10 protein-coding genes are annotated in these 17,880 nt (G+C 62.1%); 2 read left to right on the top strand and 8 right to left on the bottom strand.

Going from position 1 to position 17,880, the window contains the following annotated elements; all coding sequences use genetic code 11:
* Window positions 1-149 precede the first annotated feature (149 nt).
* Window positions 150-443, top strand: a complete 294-nt coding sequence (locus AB4N47_RS09245) for a hypothetical protein (RefSeq protein ID WP_341637420.1) — start codon at window positions 150-152, stop codon at window positions 441-443.
* 234 nt (window positions 444-677) lie between these two features.
* Here the strand turns inward: AB4N47_RS09245 and AB4N47_RS09240 are convergent, their stop codons facing one another.
* From AB4N47_RS09240 to AB4N47_RS09225, 4 genes are all read right to left on the bottom strand, one after another.
* Window positions 678-1,211 carry a hypothetical protein gene (locus tag AB4N47_RS09240; RefSeq protein WP_016774826.1) on the bottom strand — a complete coding sequence of 178 codons (534 nt, stop codon included), beginning with the start codon at window positions 1,209-1,211 and terminating at the stop codon, window positions 678-680.
* 78 nt (window positions 1,212-1,289) lie between these two features.
* Window positions 1,290-3,209, bottom strand: coding sequence for a hybrid sensor histidine kinase/response regulator (locus tag AB4N47_RS09235; protein ID WP_341637419.1), 1,920 nt, complete (start codon window positions 3,207-3,209; stop codon window positions 1,290-1,292).
* Entirely contained in the window at window positions 3,202-5,532 is a 2,331-nt protein-coding gene (locus AB4N47_RS09230; RefSeq protein ID WP_341637418.1) for an ATP-dependent DNA helicase, read from the bottom strand. The genes AB4N47_RS09235 and AB4N47_RS09230 overlap by 8 nt, the downstream gene beginning before the upstream one ends.
* On the bottom strand, window positions 5,529-7,181 hold the full coding sequence (locus AB4N47_RS09225) for a VRR-NUC domain-containing protein (protein WP_341637417.1): 1,653 nt from the start codon (window positions 7,179-7,181) through the stop codon (window positions 5,529-5,531). Before AB4N47_RS09225 ends, AB4N47_RS09230 begins: the two co-directional genes overlap by 4 nt.
* A 195-nt stretch (window positions 7,182-7,376) precedes the next feature.
* Here AB4N47_RS09225 and AB4N47_RS09220 point away from each other — a divergent pair, with 195 nt between their 5' ends.
* Window positions 7,377-7,601, top strand: a complete 225-nt coding sequence (locus AB4N47_RS09220) for a YgdI/YgdR family lipoprotein (RefSeq protein ID WP_016774830.1) — start codon at window positions 7,377-7,379, stop codon at window positions 7,599-7,601.
* A 142-nt stretch (window positions 7,602-7,743) separates the two neighbouring features.
* On the opposite strand, the gene AB4N47_RS09215 is transcribed toward AB4N47_RS09220, so the two are convergent.
* From AB4N47_RS09215 to eprS, 4 genes are all read right to left on the bottom strand, one after another.
* Window positions 7,744-9,597: a polyurethane esterase gene (locus tag AB4N47_RS09215; protein ID WP_341637546.1), complete on the bottom strand. Its 1,854-nt coding sequence runs from the start codon at window positions 9,595-9,597 to the stop codon at window positions 7,744-7,746.
* A 303-nt stretch (window positions 9,598-9,900) separates the two neighbouring features.
* Entirely contained in the window at window positions 9,901-11,586 is a 1,686-nt protein-coding gene (locus AB4N47_RS09210) for a polyurethane esterase (protein ID WP_341637416.1), read from the bottom strand.
* A gap of 58 nt (window positions 11,587-11,644) precedes the next feature.
* The gene (locus AB4N47_RS09205) at window positions 11,645-14,722 is read right to left on the bottom strand and encodes an autotransporter domain-containing protein (protein WP_341637415.1); all 3,078 of its coding nucleotides are present in this window, start codon (window positions 14,720-14,722) and stop codon (window positions 11,645-11,647) included.
* A gap of 191 nt (window positions 14,723-14,913) precedes the next feature.
* Window positions 14,914-17,865, bottom strand: coding sequence for an autotransporter serine peptidase EprS (eprS, locus tag AB4N47_RS09200; protein WP_341637414.1), 2,952 nt, complete (start codon window positions 17,863-17,865; stop codon window positions 14,914-14,916).
* Window positions 17,866-17,880 lie beyond the last annotated feature (15 nt).

Below are 17,880 nucleotides of genomic sequence, written 5' to 3'. Positions count from 1 at the left end.
AGATTTTTCTGCAAAAAAATGGATCGCCGGGCGCGACCCAACGGTCACAACTTTAACCGCGCCAATCATCCAGCGCGGCCCGGCAGGTTCGGTTCCCCTGCGGTGAACAGCCTATTAAACGGAACCCCGACACAAACAAGGTCACGGTCATGAACGAATGCTCGACTCCTGCGCAAATCAAGGCTTGCAGAGCACTGGCTCTGGAACGCAATCGTCAACTGTTCGAAGAGGCCCACGAACTGAACCGAGCGGCCAACGCGCTGCTGGAACAGACGCCGACCGACTTCGAACGCTTTGAGCAATACCGGGCACTGCGCAAGAAAGCCGATGCGAAATTTGAAGATGCGATTGATCATCTGTGTGTGCTGAATGAGGATTTCCCGCCGATCCCGGCGGCGGTGCAGAATGCTGTTACGCCGCGGCGTGAGCTGGAACTTGCGTGAAAAAAGTCAAAAGCCCCTCACCCTAGCCCTCTCCCGGAGGGAGAGGGGACTGACCGAGGTGTTCTCATGTGCTACACCGACCTGGCATACCGCGCCGAATGTAGATTTTGAAAAGCATGAAGACCTGCTCCCTTTCCCCCTCGCCCCCTTGGGGGAGAGGGCTGGGGTGAGGGGGTTAGATCTCACAGACACCACAAAATCCAGCTCCTTTACCCTGCCCCCGACCAACCCACCTCAAGGATTGGTCACCTGAATAAACACCGCATACACCCCCAACATCACCCAGAACGTGGCAAAAATCCAAGGCGTGCGCACCGAGAACAGCAGCGACTTGCGATAGCCCTTGTGGCTCGATTCCATCTCACTGAACAGCGGCGACTCATCGTAAGCCGCGCCCATCACCGGCTCGCTGTGCAGCAACTGGCTCTGCTTGAAGTGCCAATGATCGATGATGTCGTATGCCGCACGAATCCCCGGCCAGGCATTCAGTGAACTGAGCACACCGAGCAGCGCCAGAAACGGCGGCACGACAAGGGTGAACATCTTGCCCCACTCGGGATTGAGGTTGGCCATGCACGAGGCGAAAGCGATCACCAGAAACGACTGCGCCGCGAGGTAGGCGTCGGTGCGGTTGGCGAGGATGCTGGTTTCGTACTGGATTTCCCGGCGATAGAAATCCAACCGTTCCTTGGGTGAGCCAAACATCTTGGCGTCGTGTTCGGCCAAAGCTTCTTCAACAGCGCTTGGCTGGGTCAATATGCGCGACAAGAGACGTGCCCTCCAAAAGTAAACAAGACTTTTGGAAAGGCACGCGTCAGCACTAGTTCAGCCGGATCGACCAGCGCGTCACTTCATCGATTGGGCGATGATCTGCACCAGGTTCACTTGAGTGAACGGCTTCGGCAGGCGCGGCAGTTCGGCGGCGAAACCTTCGAGGCGTTCGGCGTAACCGGTAGCCAGAATGATCGGCAGATCCGGCTTGAGCAGGCGCACGGCCTGGGCCAGTTGCGCGCCACTCATGTGCGGCATGGCCATGTCGGTGATCACCAGATCGATCACCTCGCCCTGATCGAACAATTCCAGCGCCTTGGCGCCGGAAGTCGCGCCGATAACGCGATGGCCGAGGTCTTCCAGCAGCAGGCTGGTGCTGGTCAGCACCAGTGAATCATCATCGACCACCAGCACGCTGAGTCGCGGTACTGCGATCGGCGCTGCGTTGCTGTACGCCGGGCGACTGGCCGTACGCTCAAGCGCCACCGGAATCCACAGCTCGGCCGCCGTGCCGTGGCCCTTCTCGCTTTTCAGAATAAAGCGCCCGCCCAACTGCTCGATGAAGCCGTGCACCATCGACAAGCCCAGCCCGGTGCCTTTGCCCAAGCCTTTGGTGGTGAAGAACGGATCACGGGCGCAGGCCAGCGTGGCTTCGTCCATGCCTTCGCCGCTGTCGATCAGGCTCAGGCAGACGTAACGCCCCGCCGCAAGGGTCGAATGAGTTTGTTCCAGCACCACTTCGGCTTGCGCCTGAATGATCACCGTGCCGCCCTCGGGCATGGCATCGCGGGCATTGGTCGCCAGATTGAGGATCGCCAGTTCCAGCTGATTGCTGTCGGCCAGAACTGGCTGCAGATCGTCGGGGAAGCGCGTTTCGATGCGAATGCCCGGCCCCAGCGAACTACGCAGCAGCCCGGTGATGCCCTGGACCAAGTGCGCAATATCCACCGATTCGGTCTTCAGTTCCTGACGCCGGGCGAAGGCCAGCATGCGCTGGGTCAGCGAGACACCGCGCAAGGCGCCTTGGGTGGCGTTTTCCAGCAGTCGGGCGATTTTCGGCGCGTCGCCGATGCGTTTCTGCACGATCTCGAGGTTGCCGAGAATCACCGTCAGCAGGTTGTTGAAGTCATGGGCGATGCCGCCGCTGAGTTGGCCGATCGCCTGCATCTTTTGCGCCTGGAACAACGCCTCGCGGGTCTTTTCCAGGGCCTGCTGCGCTTCGTGGGCCTCGGTGACATCGCGGGTGATCTTGGCGAAGCCGAGCAACGCGCCGGTGTCGCCGCGAATCGCATCGACCACCACGTGGGCAAGAAACCGCGTGCCGTCCTTGCGCATCCGCCAGCTGCGGTTCTCGAAGCGGCCTTCGCGGGTGGCAATCTCCAGCGAACGCTGCGGCTCGCCGAGTTCGCGGTCTTCGGGGGTGTAGAAAATCGAAAAATGCTGGCCGATGATCTCTTCCGGCAAATAGCCCTTGATGCGCTGCGCGCCCTGGTTCCAGTTGCTGACGCAGCCTTCGGGGCTGAGCATGTAGATCGCGTAGTCGGTGACGCCCTGCACCAGCAGGCGGAACTGCTGTTCGCTTTGCTTGAGGGTTTCCTCGGCCATTTTGCGGTCGGTGAGGTCGCGGGTGATCTTGGCGAACCCGAGCAGCTTGCCGTTGGGGTCGGTAATCGGGTCGATCACCACGTGCGACCAGAAGTGCGTGCCGTCCTTGCGCACGCGCCAGCCCTCGCCTTCGAAGCGACCTTCACGAATCGCCGTGTCGAGCGCCCGTTGCGGCATGCCGTTGGCGCGGTCTTCCGGGGTATAGAAGCGCGAGAAGTGCTCGCCGATGATTTCCGCTTCTTCATAACCTTTGAAGCGTTTGGCGCCGGAGTTCCAACTGGTGATGGTACCGTCGGGGTCGATCATGTAGATCGCATAGTCGACAACCGCGTCGATCAGCAGCCGGAAACGACTGTCTTCGATCGCTGCGGTCCTGTTGTTTTCACTCATCACACTCACCAGCCACTGTCATGGGCTGAAGTATGCGTGAATCCGTCGATTTGAAAAGCGCCGGTTCGCTTTTGATCGCCCACCAGCGCGGCAACAGCTGCTTGATGCGGCTTTCGGCAAAGCGATCGTCGATCAGCATGACCGTTCCACGATCCTCGCGGGTGCGGATGACCCGCCCGGCGGCTTGTACGACTTTTTGCATCCCCGGGTACAGATAGGTGTAGTCGTAGCCGGCGCCGAAAATGGCGGCCATGCGCCGCTTCATCTGCTCGTTGACCGGGTTGAGCTGCGCCAGCCCCAGCGTGGCGATGAACGCGCCGATCAGCCGCGCACCGGGCAAATCGATACCCTCGCCAAACGCGCCGCCCAGCACCGCAAAGCCAACGCCCTGGCTGTCGGCGCTGAACTGGTCGAGAAACGCCTGCCGCGCGCCCTCGGCCATGCCCCGCGATTGCAGCCATTGGGTGATGTGCGGATGGCGCTCGGCCAATAACGTCGCGACCTGTTGCAGGTAATCGAAACTGCTGAAGAACGCCAGATAATTGCCCGGTCGCTCGCTGAACTGACGGGCGATCAGCTCGACGATCGGCTCCAGCGAGGCTTGGCGATGGTTAAAACGCGTGGAGATCTGACTGACGATGTGCACCCGCAACTGCTCGGCGCTGAACGGCGATTCGACGTCGATGCACACCGTATCGGCGGGCGTGCCGAGCAGGTCGGCGTAGTAGTTGCGCGGGCTCAGCGTGGCCGAGAACAGCACACTGCTGCGCGCCGCTGTCAGGCGCGGGCCGATGAACGCCGCCGGCACCACGTTGCGCAGGCACAGTTGTGACAGTGGACGCTTGCGGTCGAGGTCGCGTTTGCTGATATCGAACAGGTAGTGCTCGTCGTACAGCTCGGCGACCCGGGCAAATTGCAGCAGATCGAAATAGAAGTTCTGCAAGCCGCTGTCGAGACCTTGCGGATGTTCGTTGAGGTAATCGCCAATGGCCGCGCAACACAGCGAGATGGCGTGCAGGAGCTTGTCCGGCGCCTTGTCGTAGGCCTGATAGGCCGCCAGTTGCGGCGCATGCAGCGCGTTCCATTCGCGGTTGACCCGTTGCAGGGAATTTTTCAACGCGGCGGGGGCGGTTTTACGCACAGTGCCGAGGGTCAACTGGTCGAGACTGGCGCTGTACATCTGCCGGCCGCGCTCGACCAGGTTGTGCGCCTCGTCGGCGAGCACCGCGACTTTCCACTGATTGAGCTGGGCCAGACCGAACAGCAGCGCGCTGAAGTCGAAGTAATAGTTGTAGTCGGCAACCACCACGTCCGCCCAGCGGGCCATTTCCTGACTCAGGTAATACGGGCACACGCTGTGCTGCGCGGCGACTTCACGCATCGCTGCCTGATCGAGCAGGTTGATGCGGCTGGCAGCTTCGCGGGCGGCAGGCAAGCGATCATAAAAACCCTGGGCCAGCGGGCAGGATTCGCCATGACAGGCTTTGTCCGGATGTTCGCAGGCCTTGTCGCGGGCGACCATTTCCATCACCCGCAACGGCAGATCCGGCGCTTGCTTGAACAACACCTGACTGGCATCCAGCGCCAGTTTGCGCCCCGGCGTCTTGGCGGTGAGAAAGAACACCTTGTCCAGTTGCTGCGGCGCCAGGGCCTTGAGCATCGGAAACAGCGTGCCAAGGGTTTTGCCGATGCCGGTCGGCGCCTGGGCCATCAGGCAGCGACCGGTGCTGACGGCTTTGAACACTGATTCGGCCAGATGCCGTTGGCCGGGACGAAAATCCGTGTGCGGGAACGCCAGTTGCTGCGCGGCCAGATTGCGCGCTTCGCGGTGGGCCATTTCCTGCTCGGCCCATTGCAGGAACAAAGCGCACTGCTGCGCGAAAAACCCCTGAAGCGACTCGGCGCTGTGGGATTCAACCAGGCAGGTTTCCTTTTCGCTGACGACGTCGAAATACACCAGCGCCAGATTGATCTGCTGCAATTGCAGTTTCTGGCACATCAACCAGCCGTAGATCTTCGCCTGCGCCCAGTGCAACTGGCGGTGATTGGCCGGTTGCTTGCTCAGGTCGCCGCGATAGGTTTTGACTTCTTCCAGGCAGTTTTGCGCCGGGTCGTAACCATCCGCCCTGCCCTTGACCTTCAGTGCGCCGAATTCGCCTTGCAGCGCCACTTCGCTCTGGTACTGCTCGCTGCGCCGCGAGGCCACGGTGCGATGGCCGACGATGCCTTCCAGCGCGGTCGGTGACGGGGTGAAGCGCAGGTCGAGGTCGCCGGTCTTGGCGGTGAACTCGCCCAGCGCACGCACGGCAACGCTGTAACTCAAGCGCTCTGCTCCGCCCATTGCACGTAACACACGGCCACCGGCATCTGGTGCTCGTGGCAGAACTCCAGCCAGCGCAGTTGATTGTCTTGCAAGCGGTCGCCGGGGCCTTTGACTTCGATCATCCGGTAGGTCTTGTGCTGCGGCCAGAACTGGATCAGGTCCGGCATGCCGGCGCGGTTGGCCTTGATGTCGAGCAGCAGGCGATTGAACCAGTGTTTCAGGTGTTCGGCGGGCAGACAGGCCAGCGCCTGTTCCAGCAAGTCTTCGTTGAGCGCGCCCCAGAACACGAATGGCGACTGGATGCCCCACTTGTCGACGAAGCGCTGGCGGATGGTCTCGGCGTAGCGGCCGTCATCGAGTTCGCCCAGGCAGGCCTGAAACAGTTCGGCGCGGCGCTCGAGGAAGTCTTCGCTGAGCAGATCCACCGGGCCGCGCTGGAACGGGTGAAAGAACGCACCCGGCAACGGCGCGAAGATCGCCGGCCAGCACAACAGGCCGAACAGCGAGTTGATCAGGCTGTTCTCGACGTAATGCACCGGGCCGTCATCGGCGTGCAAGTGCGCTTGTACGTGAAATTCCACCGACCGCGCCGGATCGGTGCGCGGCAGGTGCAAGTCGAGGCGCTCGACCTCTCTGGCCTTGGCGCGCTTGAGCGGCGGGCCACCGAGTTTACGCCGCAGACGCGGGACGATGCGTTGCAAACCTTGTTGCTCGGCCGCGCTTTGCGGTGCCTGTTCAGCCAGCGTGCCGAGCTCCAGCGCCAGCGCGTATTCGCCGCAGCGTTCGAGCACACGGATCATGCGCAGCCGTGCGCCCGGATAAGCGCAGTCGCGGTAAACAGTCAGGGCCAGGGCAAAGTCGCCGATGCGCTCGGCGTACTGGCCGATCTGGAACAACGCCTTGGCTTGCCGGCGGCGCAGCCACGGGTTGTCGAATTGCACGGCGTTGATCTGCTCGACGATCTCGTCCAGCGGTTCGCCGGCCTCGAAACGCAGTTGGCACTGATGCAGGAACAGGCAGGCGTCGACGTCTTCGCGACTGCGCAGACCTCGGGAATCGGCACAGAACTCGACTTTTTCATAAGTGAAGATGCCCAAGTCGGCCAGGACGAACTCCGACCAGTCCTGATACAGATTGCCGAAGAACATCAACCGCAGGCGATCGCACAGGTCCATCAGGGTCAGGCTGAACAGCCGATCAGCCAGTTGCGGCGCCCAGACACGCAGGGGCTGCGCCTCGCTGAACTGTTCGGCCAGCACCGGCAGCCACTCGTCCTTGCGCCCTTTCGGCTGTTCTATAAAGGTGCCGAACGCTTGCAGGAGCTCGGCCTTGAGCAAGACATCGAACAACTCTGCCAAGGTCAGCGCAGCGTGTTCGTCGAGCCAGCCGTGATCGAGCAACGGCCGCGCCGCCTCGGCAATGTCGCCGATTTCCAGATAGTTGAGTTTGCTCGCGCGAAAGTGAATGCCCTTGCGCATGACCATGCGTACCAACAATCCCTGCGAGGCTTGCGGCAGCGTGTTGAAGTCGCGAATGAAGCCGTGCTCGCTTGTGCTCATCACATCGGCATAGCGAAGCCCAAGCCAATCAAGCACTTGCCGGAAGTTTTTGAGGTAATAGAACGGATCGTCGAGAGGGTTGGAGGTCACGGGAATTCAAAGCCACGGCAAGCGAACACTGGTTATGCGTACAGATAACAGCTCAGCCCCGCCCGGCGCAAACGGAAAAAGATCAATGGCATTTTTTCGCGCCGCCATCGAACTTTTCCGCCGCTGCTGGCACCAACCGCGTTACAGGGCCGACAATGCCCGCAATCACATTCAAGCAAGGAGTCAGAGGTGGGTATGAAAATCAAGATGCTGGGCATTCCTGTAGCGGTCGCCGCCCTGTTGGCGCTGGGCGGCTGTTCGACCCAGACCGTGGTGACGTTGCAGAACGGCACCCAGTACCTGACCGAGGACATGCCAAAGACCGAGACCGAAGACGGTTTCTACGAATTCGAGGACATTTCCGGCGCCAAGGTCAAGGTTCGCGCCGATGAAGTCGCGACCGTGCGCAAGGAAGACTGATCCGATAATTACCGCGTTATCCTTCAATCGCGGGCAAGCCCGCTCCCACAGGTCTTGTGTCGTTCACAGAGTGGATGTACGACTCAGACTCTGTGGGAGCTGGCTTGCCAGCGATGGCGCCATTACTGGCGCCGCGTAACCATCAGGCAATCACGATCCCGTCGCTGTTGAGGCTGCCAAGCGCCACCCCTACCAACGTCACCGAATCCCCACCAAACGTCAGCACAGTATCCTGCCCGACCGCCGACGCATGGGCACGGAAATCATCCCCCGGCAACACGCCCTGCACGCCAAGAAACACCAGTTTGTCATCGGCCGTATAGCCAACCACACGATCCTGGCCAAACGCGCCATTGAACAGAAACGTATCCGCCCCGCCGCCCGATTCCAGCAGGTCATTGCCAGCACCACCGACAAACACGTCATTGCCCGCACCGCCGAGCAAATGATCATTGCCCTCCAGGCCAAACAGCCAGTCACCGCTGGCATGCGCCTTGAGCATGTCAGCACTGGCCGTGCCTTTTACGCTCGATTCATAAGCGGTGAGGTTACTGCCGACTTTCAACCCCGTGGCCGTGACGCTGTGCAGCACGTCGTCCTTGAACACGCCCCAGAGAAAACCCGGCTCTTTGCTGACAATGCTGCCAATGTCACGGGTGACGCTGATCCCGCCGTTGGCATCGCGGATGTACAGGTTGCCAGCGCCGTCGTTGGCGAAATCGAAGTTCTTCACCGTCTGCTGCAAGTCGAGGGTGTTGCTGCCCTGCCCGCCCAGAATGATGTTGTAGCCGCCGCTGTCACGGAAGCTGTCATTGCCGGCGCGGCCTTCCAAATAGTCATTGCCGCTGCCGCCCTGGATCAGGTCGTTGCCGTCACTGCCAATAATAAACGTGCTGCCCTTGTGAGTTTCGGCGTTGCGGTTGAGGTCCTGCACCCACGTGTTGGCCCGCGCCGGCTCGGACAGGTTGGCGACGATGATCGTCGAGTCGCGGCTGGTCAGGTCGTAGAACTTCGATTCCAGCACGCGGGTCATGCCGTCGCCGTAGCCAGTGGGCAGGTGCGAAATCCACGTCGGGATATTCAGGATCGAATACGGCAGCACGTTCCAGGCGTTCGAGGCGTAGTGGTCGTTGAAGCTGACGATATTATCGGTGGTCGAGGCATGCGGCGCGTCGTGCACGCCCACTGAAGCGCTGCTGAAAGTCGAGCCGTCGAGGGCGCGAAACACCGGGTCGTTTTCGTAACCGATATTCAGCACCTTGTCGCCGCTGCTTTGCGTCGGCGAGGCGTAAGCGATGTAGTTGGCGTCGGCGAAGAAGCCGCCCCACTTGCCAGCGCTCAAGTCAGCCATGCTGTTCACCGCCAGACCGCCCAGGCTGTGGCCGCTGACCAGCACGTCCTTGCCGCTGAGGCCGTTGGCCCGGGCGAATGCGACGACATCGTTGAGCAGATTGCCGAAGGCTTCGCCGACATAGTTCTTTGCGTAATCTGCCGGGCCGAACGCCGCGAGCAGATCGTTGATCACGTCGCCAATCGAATCACCGATGAGGATTTCGCGCGGGCCGCTGGTGCCGCGAAAGGCGATCCCCAGTTCAGTGAGGTGACCCTGAGCGTCGTACTTGCCGAGGATTTCCACCTGCGCGCTGGTGTAGCCGGCCTTCTCGCCGAAGAATGTCCCGCGTGCGTCGGTCTTGCCGTCGTAGCCCAATTGCGCCGCGCTGATCGGCGTCCAGCCGGCCTTTTGCACGGCCTCGAGGGCGAGTTTTTCCGAATCGGGATTCCACGGGATACCGGGGATCACCCCTTGCGAATCGGTGCCGCCAATCAGCGCGGTAACCAGCGTCGCCGGCAGACCCAGGCCGAAGCCGTTGTGCTGGTAGCCTGCGGCGAAACCGTTATCGAGGTTGTGATAGGAATACAGCGTGATCGCCATGGCATCGCTGAACAGCGCCGCGGAATCGGCTGTGCCGAAGTTCTTGTAGTCGTATACACCCATTGCCATTGCCTCTCTTGTTGTTGGAATTGTCAGAGATAGCTCACAGCCAGAGCGCGAGGCTCCGGAGCATTCGTTACATCTTGCACAGCCTCTGTAGGAACTGCCGAAGGCTGCGATCTTGTGGGACGCAGAGCGTGCCCGGCTGCATTCCTTTGCGGCGCGTGGGAACGATCACGTGTACGCCGTACCTGTGGGAGCGAGCCTGCTCGCGAAGGCGGCAGCACATTCAACATCACAATCGCCTGAACCAGCGCATTCGCGAGCAGGCTTGCTCCCACAATGAGATCTCCTGCAACTTCGGAATCAGGCGAAGACGAAACTCGAGTCCGTCAGGTTAGCCACGCCGACGCCAATCAGCGTCACGGCAAAATCGCCAATCTTCAGCACGGTGTCGGAACCAGACTGCGCGGCATGCTGCTTGTAGTCATAACCCTGCCCTGCGCCCTCGACGCCCATGAACAGCAGTTTGTCGCTGCCCTGATAACCATTGATCGCATCGAAACCGAACGCGCCGCTGAACAGGAAGGTGTTGTGGCCACCCACCGCCGTCATCACGTCGTTGCCGGCGCCACCCACGAAAGTCACCTGCGACTTGTCGCTGATCAGTTGATCATCGCCACCAAGGCCGAACAGCCAGTCGCCATCGGCCGTGGCATGCAAGGCATTGCCATAACCATCACCGCTGAGCGAATGGTTGTACTGGGTCAGTTCGCTGCCATTGCTCAAACCCTTGGCGGTGACACCCCAAGTGATCTCCTTGCTGCCCCACCACGAACCGGCCTCTTTACTGACCAGCGCGCCGATGTCGCGGGTCAGGCTGACGCCGCCGTAGGCGTCGCGCACGTACAGCGTGCCGTCGCCGTCGTTGGCGAAGCTGAAGTTCTGCAGCGGCTTTTGCAGTTCGAAGGTGTTATGGCCCTGGCCGCCAAAAATGACGTTGTAACCGCCGTCATCGCGGAAACGATCATCGCCGTCCAGTCCTTCAATAAAGTCGTTACCCGCGCCGCCCTTGAGCCAGTCGCTGCTCTGCGTGCCGATGATGAAGGTGCTGCCGTTGTGCGGCTCGCCGCTGCGGCCCAGGTCCTCGACCCAGGTCTTGCTCCGCGATGCCTCGTCGAGATTGGCGATGATGATCGTCGAGTCGCGCTCGGTCAGGTTGTAGAACGCCGAATCGATCACCCGATTCAAGCCATCGGCGTAGCCCAGTGAACTGTGCGCCGACCAGTTCAGCGGATTGGCGATGCTGAACGGCACCAGGTTTTGCGCCGTGGAGGCGTAGTTATCGGTGAAGTTGACGAGGTTGTCGGTGGTCGATTCGTGGGGCTTGTCGTGCTTGCCCATCGACGCCGTGCTGAACGTGGTGCCATCTAGCACACGGAACACCGGATCGTTTTCGAAACCGATATTGAGCACCTGGCTGCCGGAACTCTGGGTCGGCGAGGCGAAGGCGATGTAATTGGCATCCTTGTAAAAGCCTCCCCAGTTGTCCGCGCTCAACTCGGCGACGCTATTAACCCCAAGCCCGCCGAGGCTATGGCCGCTGATCAACACATCCTTGGCGGCAATACCGTTGGCGATCGCGAAAGCGGCGACGGCCTTGAGCAGATTGTCGAAGGCGTTTTTCGCGTAGTTGCTGGCGTAATCCGACGGCCCGACCGCTGCCAGCAGATTGTTTTTCAGATCGCCGAAAGTGTCGCTGTAACCCAGCCCACCGGTGCCGCGAAAGGCAATGCCGAGGCCGATCAGTTGGCCCGCAGCGTCGTACTTGCCGAGCACTTCGGCCTCGGCGCTGGTGAAGCCGTCCTGTTCACCGAAGAACGTGCCTTGCGCGCCGACCTTGCCCTGATAGCCCAGCGCCGTCGCCGTGACCGGTGCCCACGCGGTGGCCGGCAATGGTTTGCCGGTGGGCGTGTAGGCATAGAGCGTCAGTGCGATGGCATCACTGTAAAGCCCCTTGCCGTCGGCATTTTTGTAATCGAACAATCCCATGTGCAGCGCTCCTTTTCCTTGAAAAACCGGCAGCCCGCGAAGCGCTGCCGGTTACGCCTCAGAACTGCCAGTCGAGGGTCAGACCGACGCCGTGATCTTTCTCGTTCGAGCCGATCAGGCCGTTGTAGTCGAGGTTGACCCGCACGTCGCGATTGAGCGCCAGCCCGGCGCGCACGCCGACCACGGCAGCGTCACGATCCATCGACACGCTCTGCACGGTGAACGCGCTGTTGCCGTTGGCGAAGGCCAGATGGCTGTCGGCATCGACGCTGCTCAGGTTGTGCTGCCAGCCGAGGCTGGCGCCCAGTTCCAGCTGATGCTTGTCCGACACGGCAAAACTGCGCTTGGCGCGCACGCCGAGGGTCGACAGCACCACGTCGCGGTTGTCTTCACCACCCTTGAGCGCGGCCGCGTCACCTTTCTCGGTGAAGCTGTCGGTGTTGAGGTGCACGTAGGACAGATTGGCGAACGGCTCCAGGTTCATCGGTTGCAGGCCCAGATCATATGCGGCCTCGGTGAACAGTTGCGCGGTGGTCGCGTCACGCTTGGTTTTCTGTTTGCCGCTGACGTCGCCGAACTGCAGATCACGCTTCACATCGATGCGATGCCAGCTGTAGGCGCCGCCGACCGTCAGGCGCAACGCGTCGATTTCATGGCCCAGATACGCACCCAAGTGGTAGCTGTCGACCGAGGCCGACGAATGCGTGCCGCTGCCCATGCTCAACGAGCTGTCGCTGTAACCGGTGACGAAACCGAGACGGGTATCTTCAGCAATCAGACCGTCGACGCCAGCCAGCAGCCCGCCGATGGAGCTGTTGGAATCGGCATTGTCGTGCCCGCCATCACTCTCGCCCCACGAGCCGAGAACCTTGACCCAGACGTTGCTGCGATCGTCAGTCGGCGCATCGGCATTGAACAGATCACGCTCACGCAGGCGTTCGCCGACGGCTTCGCGAAGGTAACGGCTGTCGTTGATCAGCAACGTGCCGATGGCCGGGTGAATCTCGCCGGACAACTGTTGAAAGGCCTGCTGCGCCGACGCCGCGTTGGGCGACAGCAACAGGGTTTCGAACAGCGCATTGCCCGCGCCCAGACGTTCAGCAGCCGCACCGACGGCGCGCTGGTTCGGCGTCAGACCGACGCTGGCGAACGATGCCTCATTGCGCCCGACCGCCAGTTGAATGCCGTCCGCCGAATAATCCAGAGTGCCGCCAAGGAAGGCGTAATTCGGCAAGACCTGACCGAAACGCCCTTCAATGCCACCCGCCGCTTGCAGAATGTTGTAGCGAGTGCCGAGCAGGCTTTGCACTTCGCCGGTGCTGAGCAGGGTCGGGCTGTTTTCCAGCGACAGGCTCACCGTGGCGCCGTCGATGACGGCTTTGCCGCCTGCGACGATCTGATCGCTGCTGGTTGGCGACAGCTCTACGGCGTAGGTCGAACCCGGCGCGAAGGTCACGTCCCCCGCCACATTCAGGGTGCCAATGGAATTGCCCGGTGCCACCGTACCGCCGCTGTTCACAGCCAGCGCGCCGATGCGGCCATTGCCGCCGAGGATGCCGCCATTGTTGACGGTGACCGCCGATTGCAGCGAACCGTTGATGGCCAGACGGCCCTGGTTGACCAGGGTCGGGCCGCTGTAAGTGTTGTTGCCGGTCAGCACCAAAGTGCCGATGCCTTGCTTGGTCAGGCCGCCGTGGCCGCCGATGTCGTTGCGCCAGGTGTCGAGGCCGCACGTGATGTCGCTGCACACCCGCTCGGTCGGTTTGCCCTGATCGATGATCGCGCCGATGCCCGGCAAGTCAGCCACGAACTGGCCGGAGCCGTAAGCGCCCTGCACGCGGAATTCCTCGGGAATGTCCTGCTCGGTGACGAACATCGCCGGGCCATCGATGGCCTTGCGCAGGTTGATCATGCCCCAGCCGTACAAGGCGTCGATGCCCGGTGCGCCGAGGTCGGTGGCGGTGGTGCGCAACACGCTGGCGACCTGATCGCCGGACATATACGGGAAGCGCTCCATCAACACCGCGATGGAACCGGCCACATGTGGCGCGGCCATCGAGGTGCCGTTGTAATTCTTGTAGCCGGTGGTCAAGTTGTCGGCGTTGGTGCCTTCGATGATCGAGCTGTAGATCTTGGTGCCTGGCGCCGACACGCAGTAACTGGCGGTGTAGCCGCAGCGCGAGGAGAACGTGCTGATCACGTACGGATTGGCGCTGGCGGTGTCCGGGTTCTGCTGCAATGCGGCGACGGTGATCCAGTTCGGCGCGATGTCCGGAACGAAGTAGCCGAGGCCGGCAATGGCATCCGGGTTGTTCAGGTTGTAGTCGTTGCCGGCGGCAAAAATAGTGACGATGCCGCTGCGTGCGGCGGCAATCGCGCCGTCGTAGGCGCCGCCGGGTTTGGTGCCGAGCAGCGTGCGGATTTCGTTGAACTGCAACTGCGCGTCGTTGACGGTGAAGTGCGGATACGCCGGATCGCGTCCGCCGAGGTCGAAGCGGTCGGTGATGCCGATGCCCCAGCTGTTGTTGATGATCCGCGCCCCGCTGGCGATCAGCGCATCCCAGCCGGCCTTGTACACCGCGCCGTCGTTGCCACGCACGATGCCGTCTTCAGGCCCCGGGTCGCCGTTGTCGGCGCTGATGATCTGCGCCCCGAAAGCGACGCCGTGCATCACCCCGCCGTCGCGACTGCCCGCCGCGATACCGCCGACGTGGGTGCCATGGGCGCCGAGCTTGCCATCGGAGCCGACCGAGGGCGAACCGTCATAGCGGAACGCGTCGCCGGCTTTCACCGGAATATACGGGTCGGTGTATTCGCGGATACCGCTGGTGACCAGGGTGACGACTTTGTTACTGCCAGAGAACTCCGGATGCGCGGCGTAGACCGGCTGATCGAAGATGCCCAGTTTCACGCCTTTGCCGGTGTAGCCGGCGGCGTAGGCGTAATCCGCGCCGATCGCGCCCAGGCCCCAGTCGGCTTTGAATTCATTGCTGCGCCAGCTCGACGGATCGCCGTTGCGGCCGTTTTCCACGTAAGGCGCTGCCTGCGCCATCGCACTGGCACAGAGCATGGCGACTGTCAGGGTTTTCAGGGCAAAGCGGCCACCCGATTGCGCGGGGGTATTGTTGTTATCCATCCACGACCTTCCTTAGTGATGTTGCGAAAAATCCGGTTGTTTCAATAGCTGTGGCGAGGGGATTCATCCCCGTTGGGTTGCGAAGCGACCCCCCAAGGAATTTTTCCAACCCACGTAAACACAGGTTTTGCGACTGCTGCGCAGTCGAGCGGGGATAAATCCCCTCGCCACGGTGGCTCAAACACATGCAATCAGAACTGCCAGTTCAGGCTCAAGCCCACGCCATGCAGGTTCTCGCGGCTGGCCAGTTGGCCGGTGTAATCGAGGTTGACCCGCACATCCTTGCTCAGGGCCAGACTGGCCTGCACGCCGACCAGCGCTGCATCGCGTACCAGCGCCGAGCTCTCCACCGCGTACGGCGTGCCGCCATTGGCAAAGCGCACATGTTGCTCGGAATCGATATCGCTGAGGCTGTGCTGCCAGCCGAGACGAGCGCTGACGTCCAGCGCCTGCTGGCTGGAAAGATTGAAGGTTTTGCTCGCCCGCATGCCCAGAGTGCTCAACACCACGTCGCGCTGATCGCCAGAGCTTTTCAAGGCAGCGGCATCGCCCTTCTCGGTGAAGCCCTCGGTGTCCAGATGCAGGTAAGTCAGGTTGGCAAACGGTTCCAGCGCCAACGGTTGCAGCTGCAAGCGATACGCCGCCTCGGCGAAGACTTGGGTGGTGGTCGCGTCGAGTTTGGCTTTCTGCTTGGCGCTGACCTCGTCGTATTGCAGATCGCGCTTCACATCGCCGCGATGCCAGCTGTAGGCCGCACCGCTGCTCAAGCGCCAGGCGCCGATGTCGTGCCCGGCGTAAGCGCCGAGGTGGTAGCTGTCGACTTTCGCCGAGGAATGCGTGCCCGAACCCATGCTCAAGGAGCTGTCGCTATAACCGGTGACCAGACCGATGCGGGTCTGCTCGTCCAGCGCGCCGTCGACGCCCGCCAGCAGGCCGCCGATCGAGGTGTTGTAGCCGGCCGTATCGTGACTGGAATCGGTGCTGCCCCAGGCGCCGAGGGCTTTGATCCAGCCGTTGCTGCGAGTCGCCGATTCATCGTGCAGCCGCTCGCCGACCGCATCACGCAACTGGCGGCTGTCGTTGATCAGCATCGTCCCCAGCGCCGGATAAATCTCGCCGCTCAGTTGCTGGAAGGCTTGCTGCGCCGAGGCCTGAGTCGGTGCACGAAGCACACTTTCGTAAACCGAATTGCCAGCGCCCAGCCCTTCGACTGCCGCCGCCACCGAACGCTGGTTCGGCGTTTGCCCGACGCTGGCGAAGCTTGTGGCATTGCGCTGGATATTCAGCTGGATGCCGGTTGCGGCGTAGTCGAGGGCGCCGCCGATGAACAGGTAGTTCGGCACCACCGCAGCGAACTGTCCCTGCACGCCGCCTGCCGCTTGCAGGATGTTGTACTGGCGGCCGAGCAGGCTTTGCGCTTCGGCGCTGCTGAGCAAGGTCGGGCTGTTTTCCAGCGCCAGGCTGACGCTGGCGCCGCTGACGGTTGCCGTACCGCCGGCAACGATGCGGTCGCTGCTGGTAGGCGACAGCTCAACGGCGTACGTCGAGCCCGGGGCTAATGTCACATCACCAGCGACGTTCAAGGTGCCGATGGAATTGCCCGGTGCGACCCGGCCACCGCTGTTGGCGGTCAACGCGCCGATGCGTCCGGAGCCGCCGAGGGTGCCGCTGTTGTTGACGGTGACCGCTGAGGTCAGCGAACCGTTGACCGTCAGCAGACCACCGTTGACCGTGGTCGGGCCGCGATAGGTATTTGCGCCGCTGAGCAGCAATTGCCCGGCGCCGGACTTGATCAGGCTGCCCTCGTACACCCGGTTCGCCGCTGCCGCATCACGGAGCATGCCGACGGCGTAATCGGTCTGCTCCTGCTGACTGGCGCCGGCCGGGAGACCGTTCTGCCAGCCTTTGTCCTGCAGGGTTTGCTGCCAGGCGCTGTGCTCGGCGAGGTCTTCTTTTTGACGCTCGAGCAGCGCCTTGTCGGAGATGTCATTGCTCCAGACATCGCGCTGCCCTGCCCCCAGATTCGCGTCGAACGCACCGAGCAATTGCCCCGGCCCGCGCATCGCCCGGTCGAGATTGGCGACGCCCCAGCCGACGCGCTCGTTCGGTGCGTTGGTGACCGAGCCATCGAGCTGGGTGGCGGTGGTCAGCAGCACTTCGAGCGCCTGCTGGTTGTTCATGTACGGATAGCGTTCCATCACCAGCGCCAAGGCGCCGGTCGCGTGCGGCGCCGCCATCGAGGTGCCGGACTTGATCGCATAACCGCCGCCGGGAATGGTGCTGTCGATCTTCGCCCCCGGCGTGGTGATGCACCAGTATTTGGCGATGCCGCACTGGTTGTACTTCTGCTGATTGCTCTGATCGAGCCCGGACACCGCCAGCCAGTGACCTTCCAGATCCGGCTGAAAGTACGGCAGCGCCGAGCGCACGCTGGCGTTCGGGTAACCGCTGTTGCCGGCGCTGAAGACATTGATCACACCGCGCCGCGAAACGTCGGCAGCGGCGTCGAGCCAGGTGCCCTTGTTCCAGTGCTGCGCGTAGGCGGCGTGCAGGTCGGCCAGGGTGCGATAGCTGACATCCGGCGGCTGACTGCCCCAACTGTTATTGATCGCCCGCACGCCGGCGTCGGCGAGGCTGTCGTACACCGCTTTGAAATAACGCGGATCAGGGCTTGGGCCGAAAAGGAAACTGTCGTTCTTGTTGGTATTGCCGACGTAGATTTGCGCGTTGTACGCCACCCCATGCATGCCGCTGCCATCACGGGCGGCGCCCATGGTGCCGACCACGTGAGTGCCGTGGGAATCGTTGTTGGGGTTGAGCGTGCCGTCGACATTGAACGCTGAGCCATCAACGTAGCTGCCGCTGGCCGAGACCGGGTGATAGCGATCGGCGGAGAATTCCGGGTGGGCGGCATCGAAACCGGAATCGAGCGCGCCGATCTTCACGCCCTTGCCGGTGATGCCGGCTGCGTAGGCTTGATCGGCCTGCATGCGTTGCAGGCCCCAGTCGCGCAGGAACTCGGCACTGCGCCAACTGGCCGGATTGCTGGGCTGGCCGGGTTCCAGGTATTGGGCCTGAGCCTGGTTTGCAGAAATCACAAGCAACAGGGTACCGACCGAGATCGGCTTGATGCGTACGTCCATGTTCATCACTCTCGT

Source organism: Pseudomonas sp. S3_G06 (assembly GCF_054667565.1).
The sequence above is the reverse complement of the archived record's forward strand: the minus strand, read 5'-3'. Positions and strand labels throughout refer to the sequence as shown.

Bases quoted from the DNA above. Each gene is read 5' to 3' on its own strand.
- AB4N47_RS09220 (WP_016774830.1), top strand. From the start codon at position 7,377: ATGAAAATCAAGATGCTGGGCATTCCTGTAGCGGTCGCCGCCCTGTTG.
- AB4N47_RS09215 (WP_341637546.1), bottom strand. From the start codon at position 9,597: ATGGGTGTATACGACTACAAGAACTTCGGCACAGCCGATTCCGCGGCG.
- eprS (WP_341637414.1), bottom strand. From the start codon at position 17,865: ATGGACGTACGCATCAAGCCGATCTCGGTCGGTACCCTGTTGCTTGTG.
- AB4N47_RS09205 (WP_341637415.1), bottom strand. From the start codon at position 14,722: ATGGATAACAACAATACCCCCGCGCAATCGGGTGGCCGCTTTGCCCTG.
- AB4N47_RS09235 (WP_341637419.1), bottom strand. From the start codon at position 3,209: ATGAGTGAAAACAACAGGACCGCAGCGATCGAAGACAGTCGTTTCCGG.
- AB4N47_RS09245 (WP_341637420.1), top strand. From the start codon at position 150: ATGAACGAATGCTCGACTCCTGCGCAAATCAAGGCTTGCAGAGCACTG.
- AB4N47_RS09210 (WP_341637416.1), bottom strand. From the start codon at position 11,586: ATGGGATTGTTCGATTACAAAAATGCCGACGGCAAGGGGCTTTACAGT.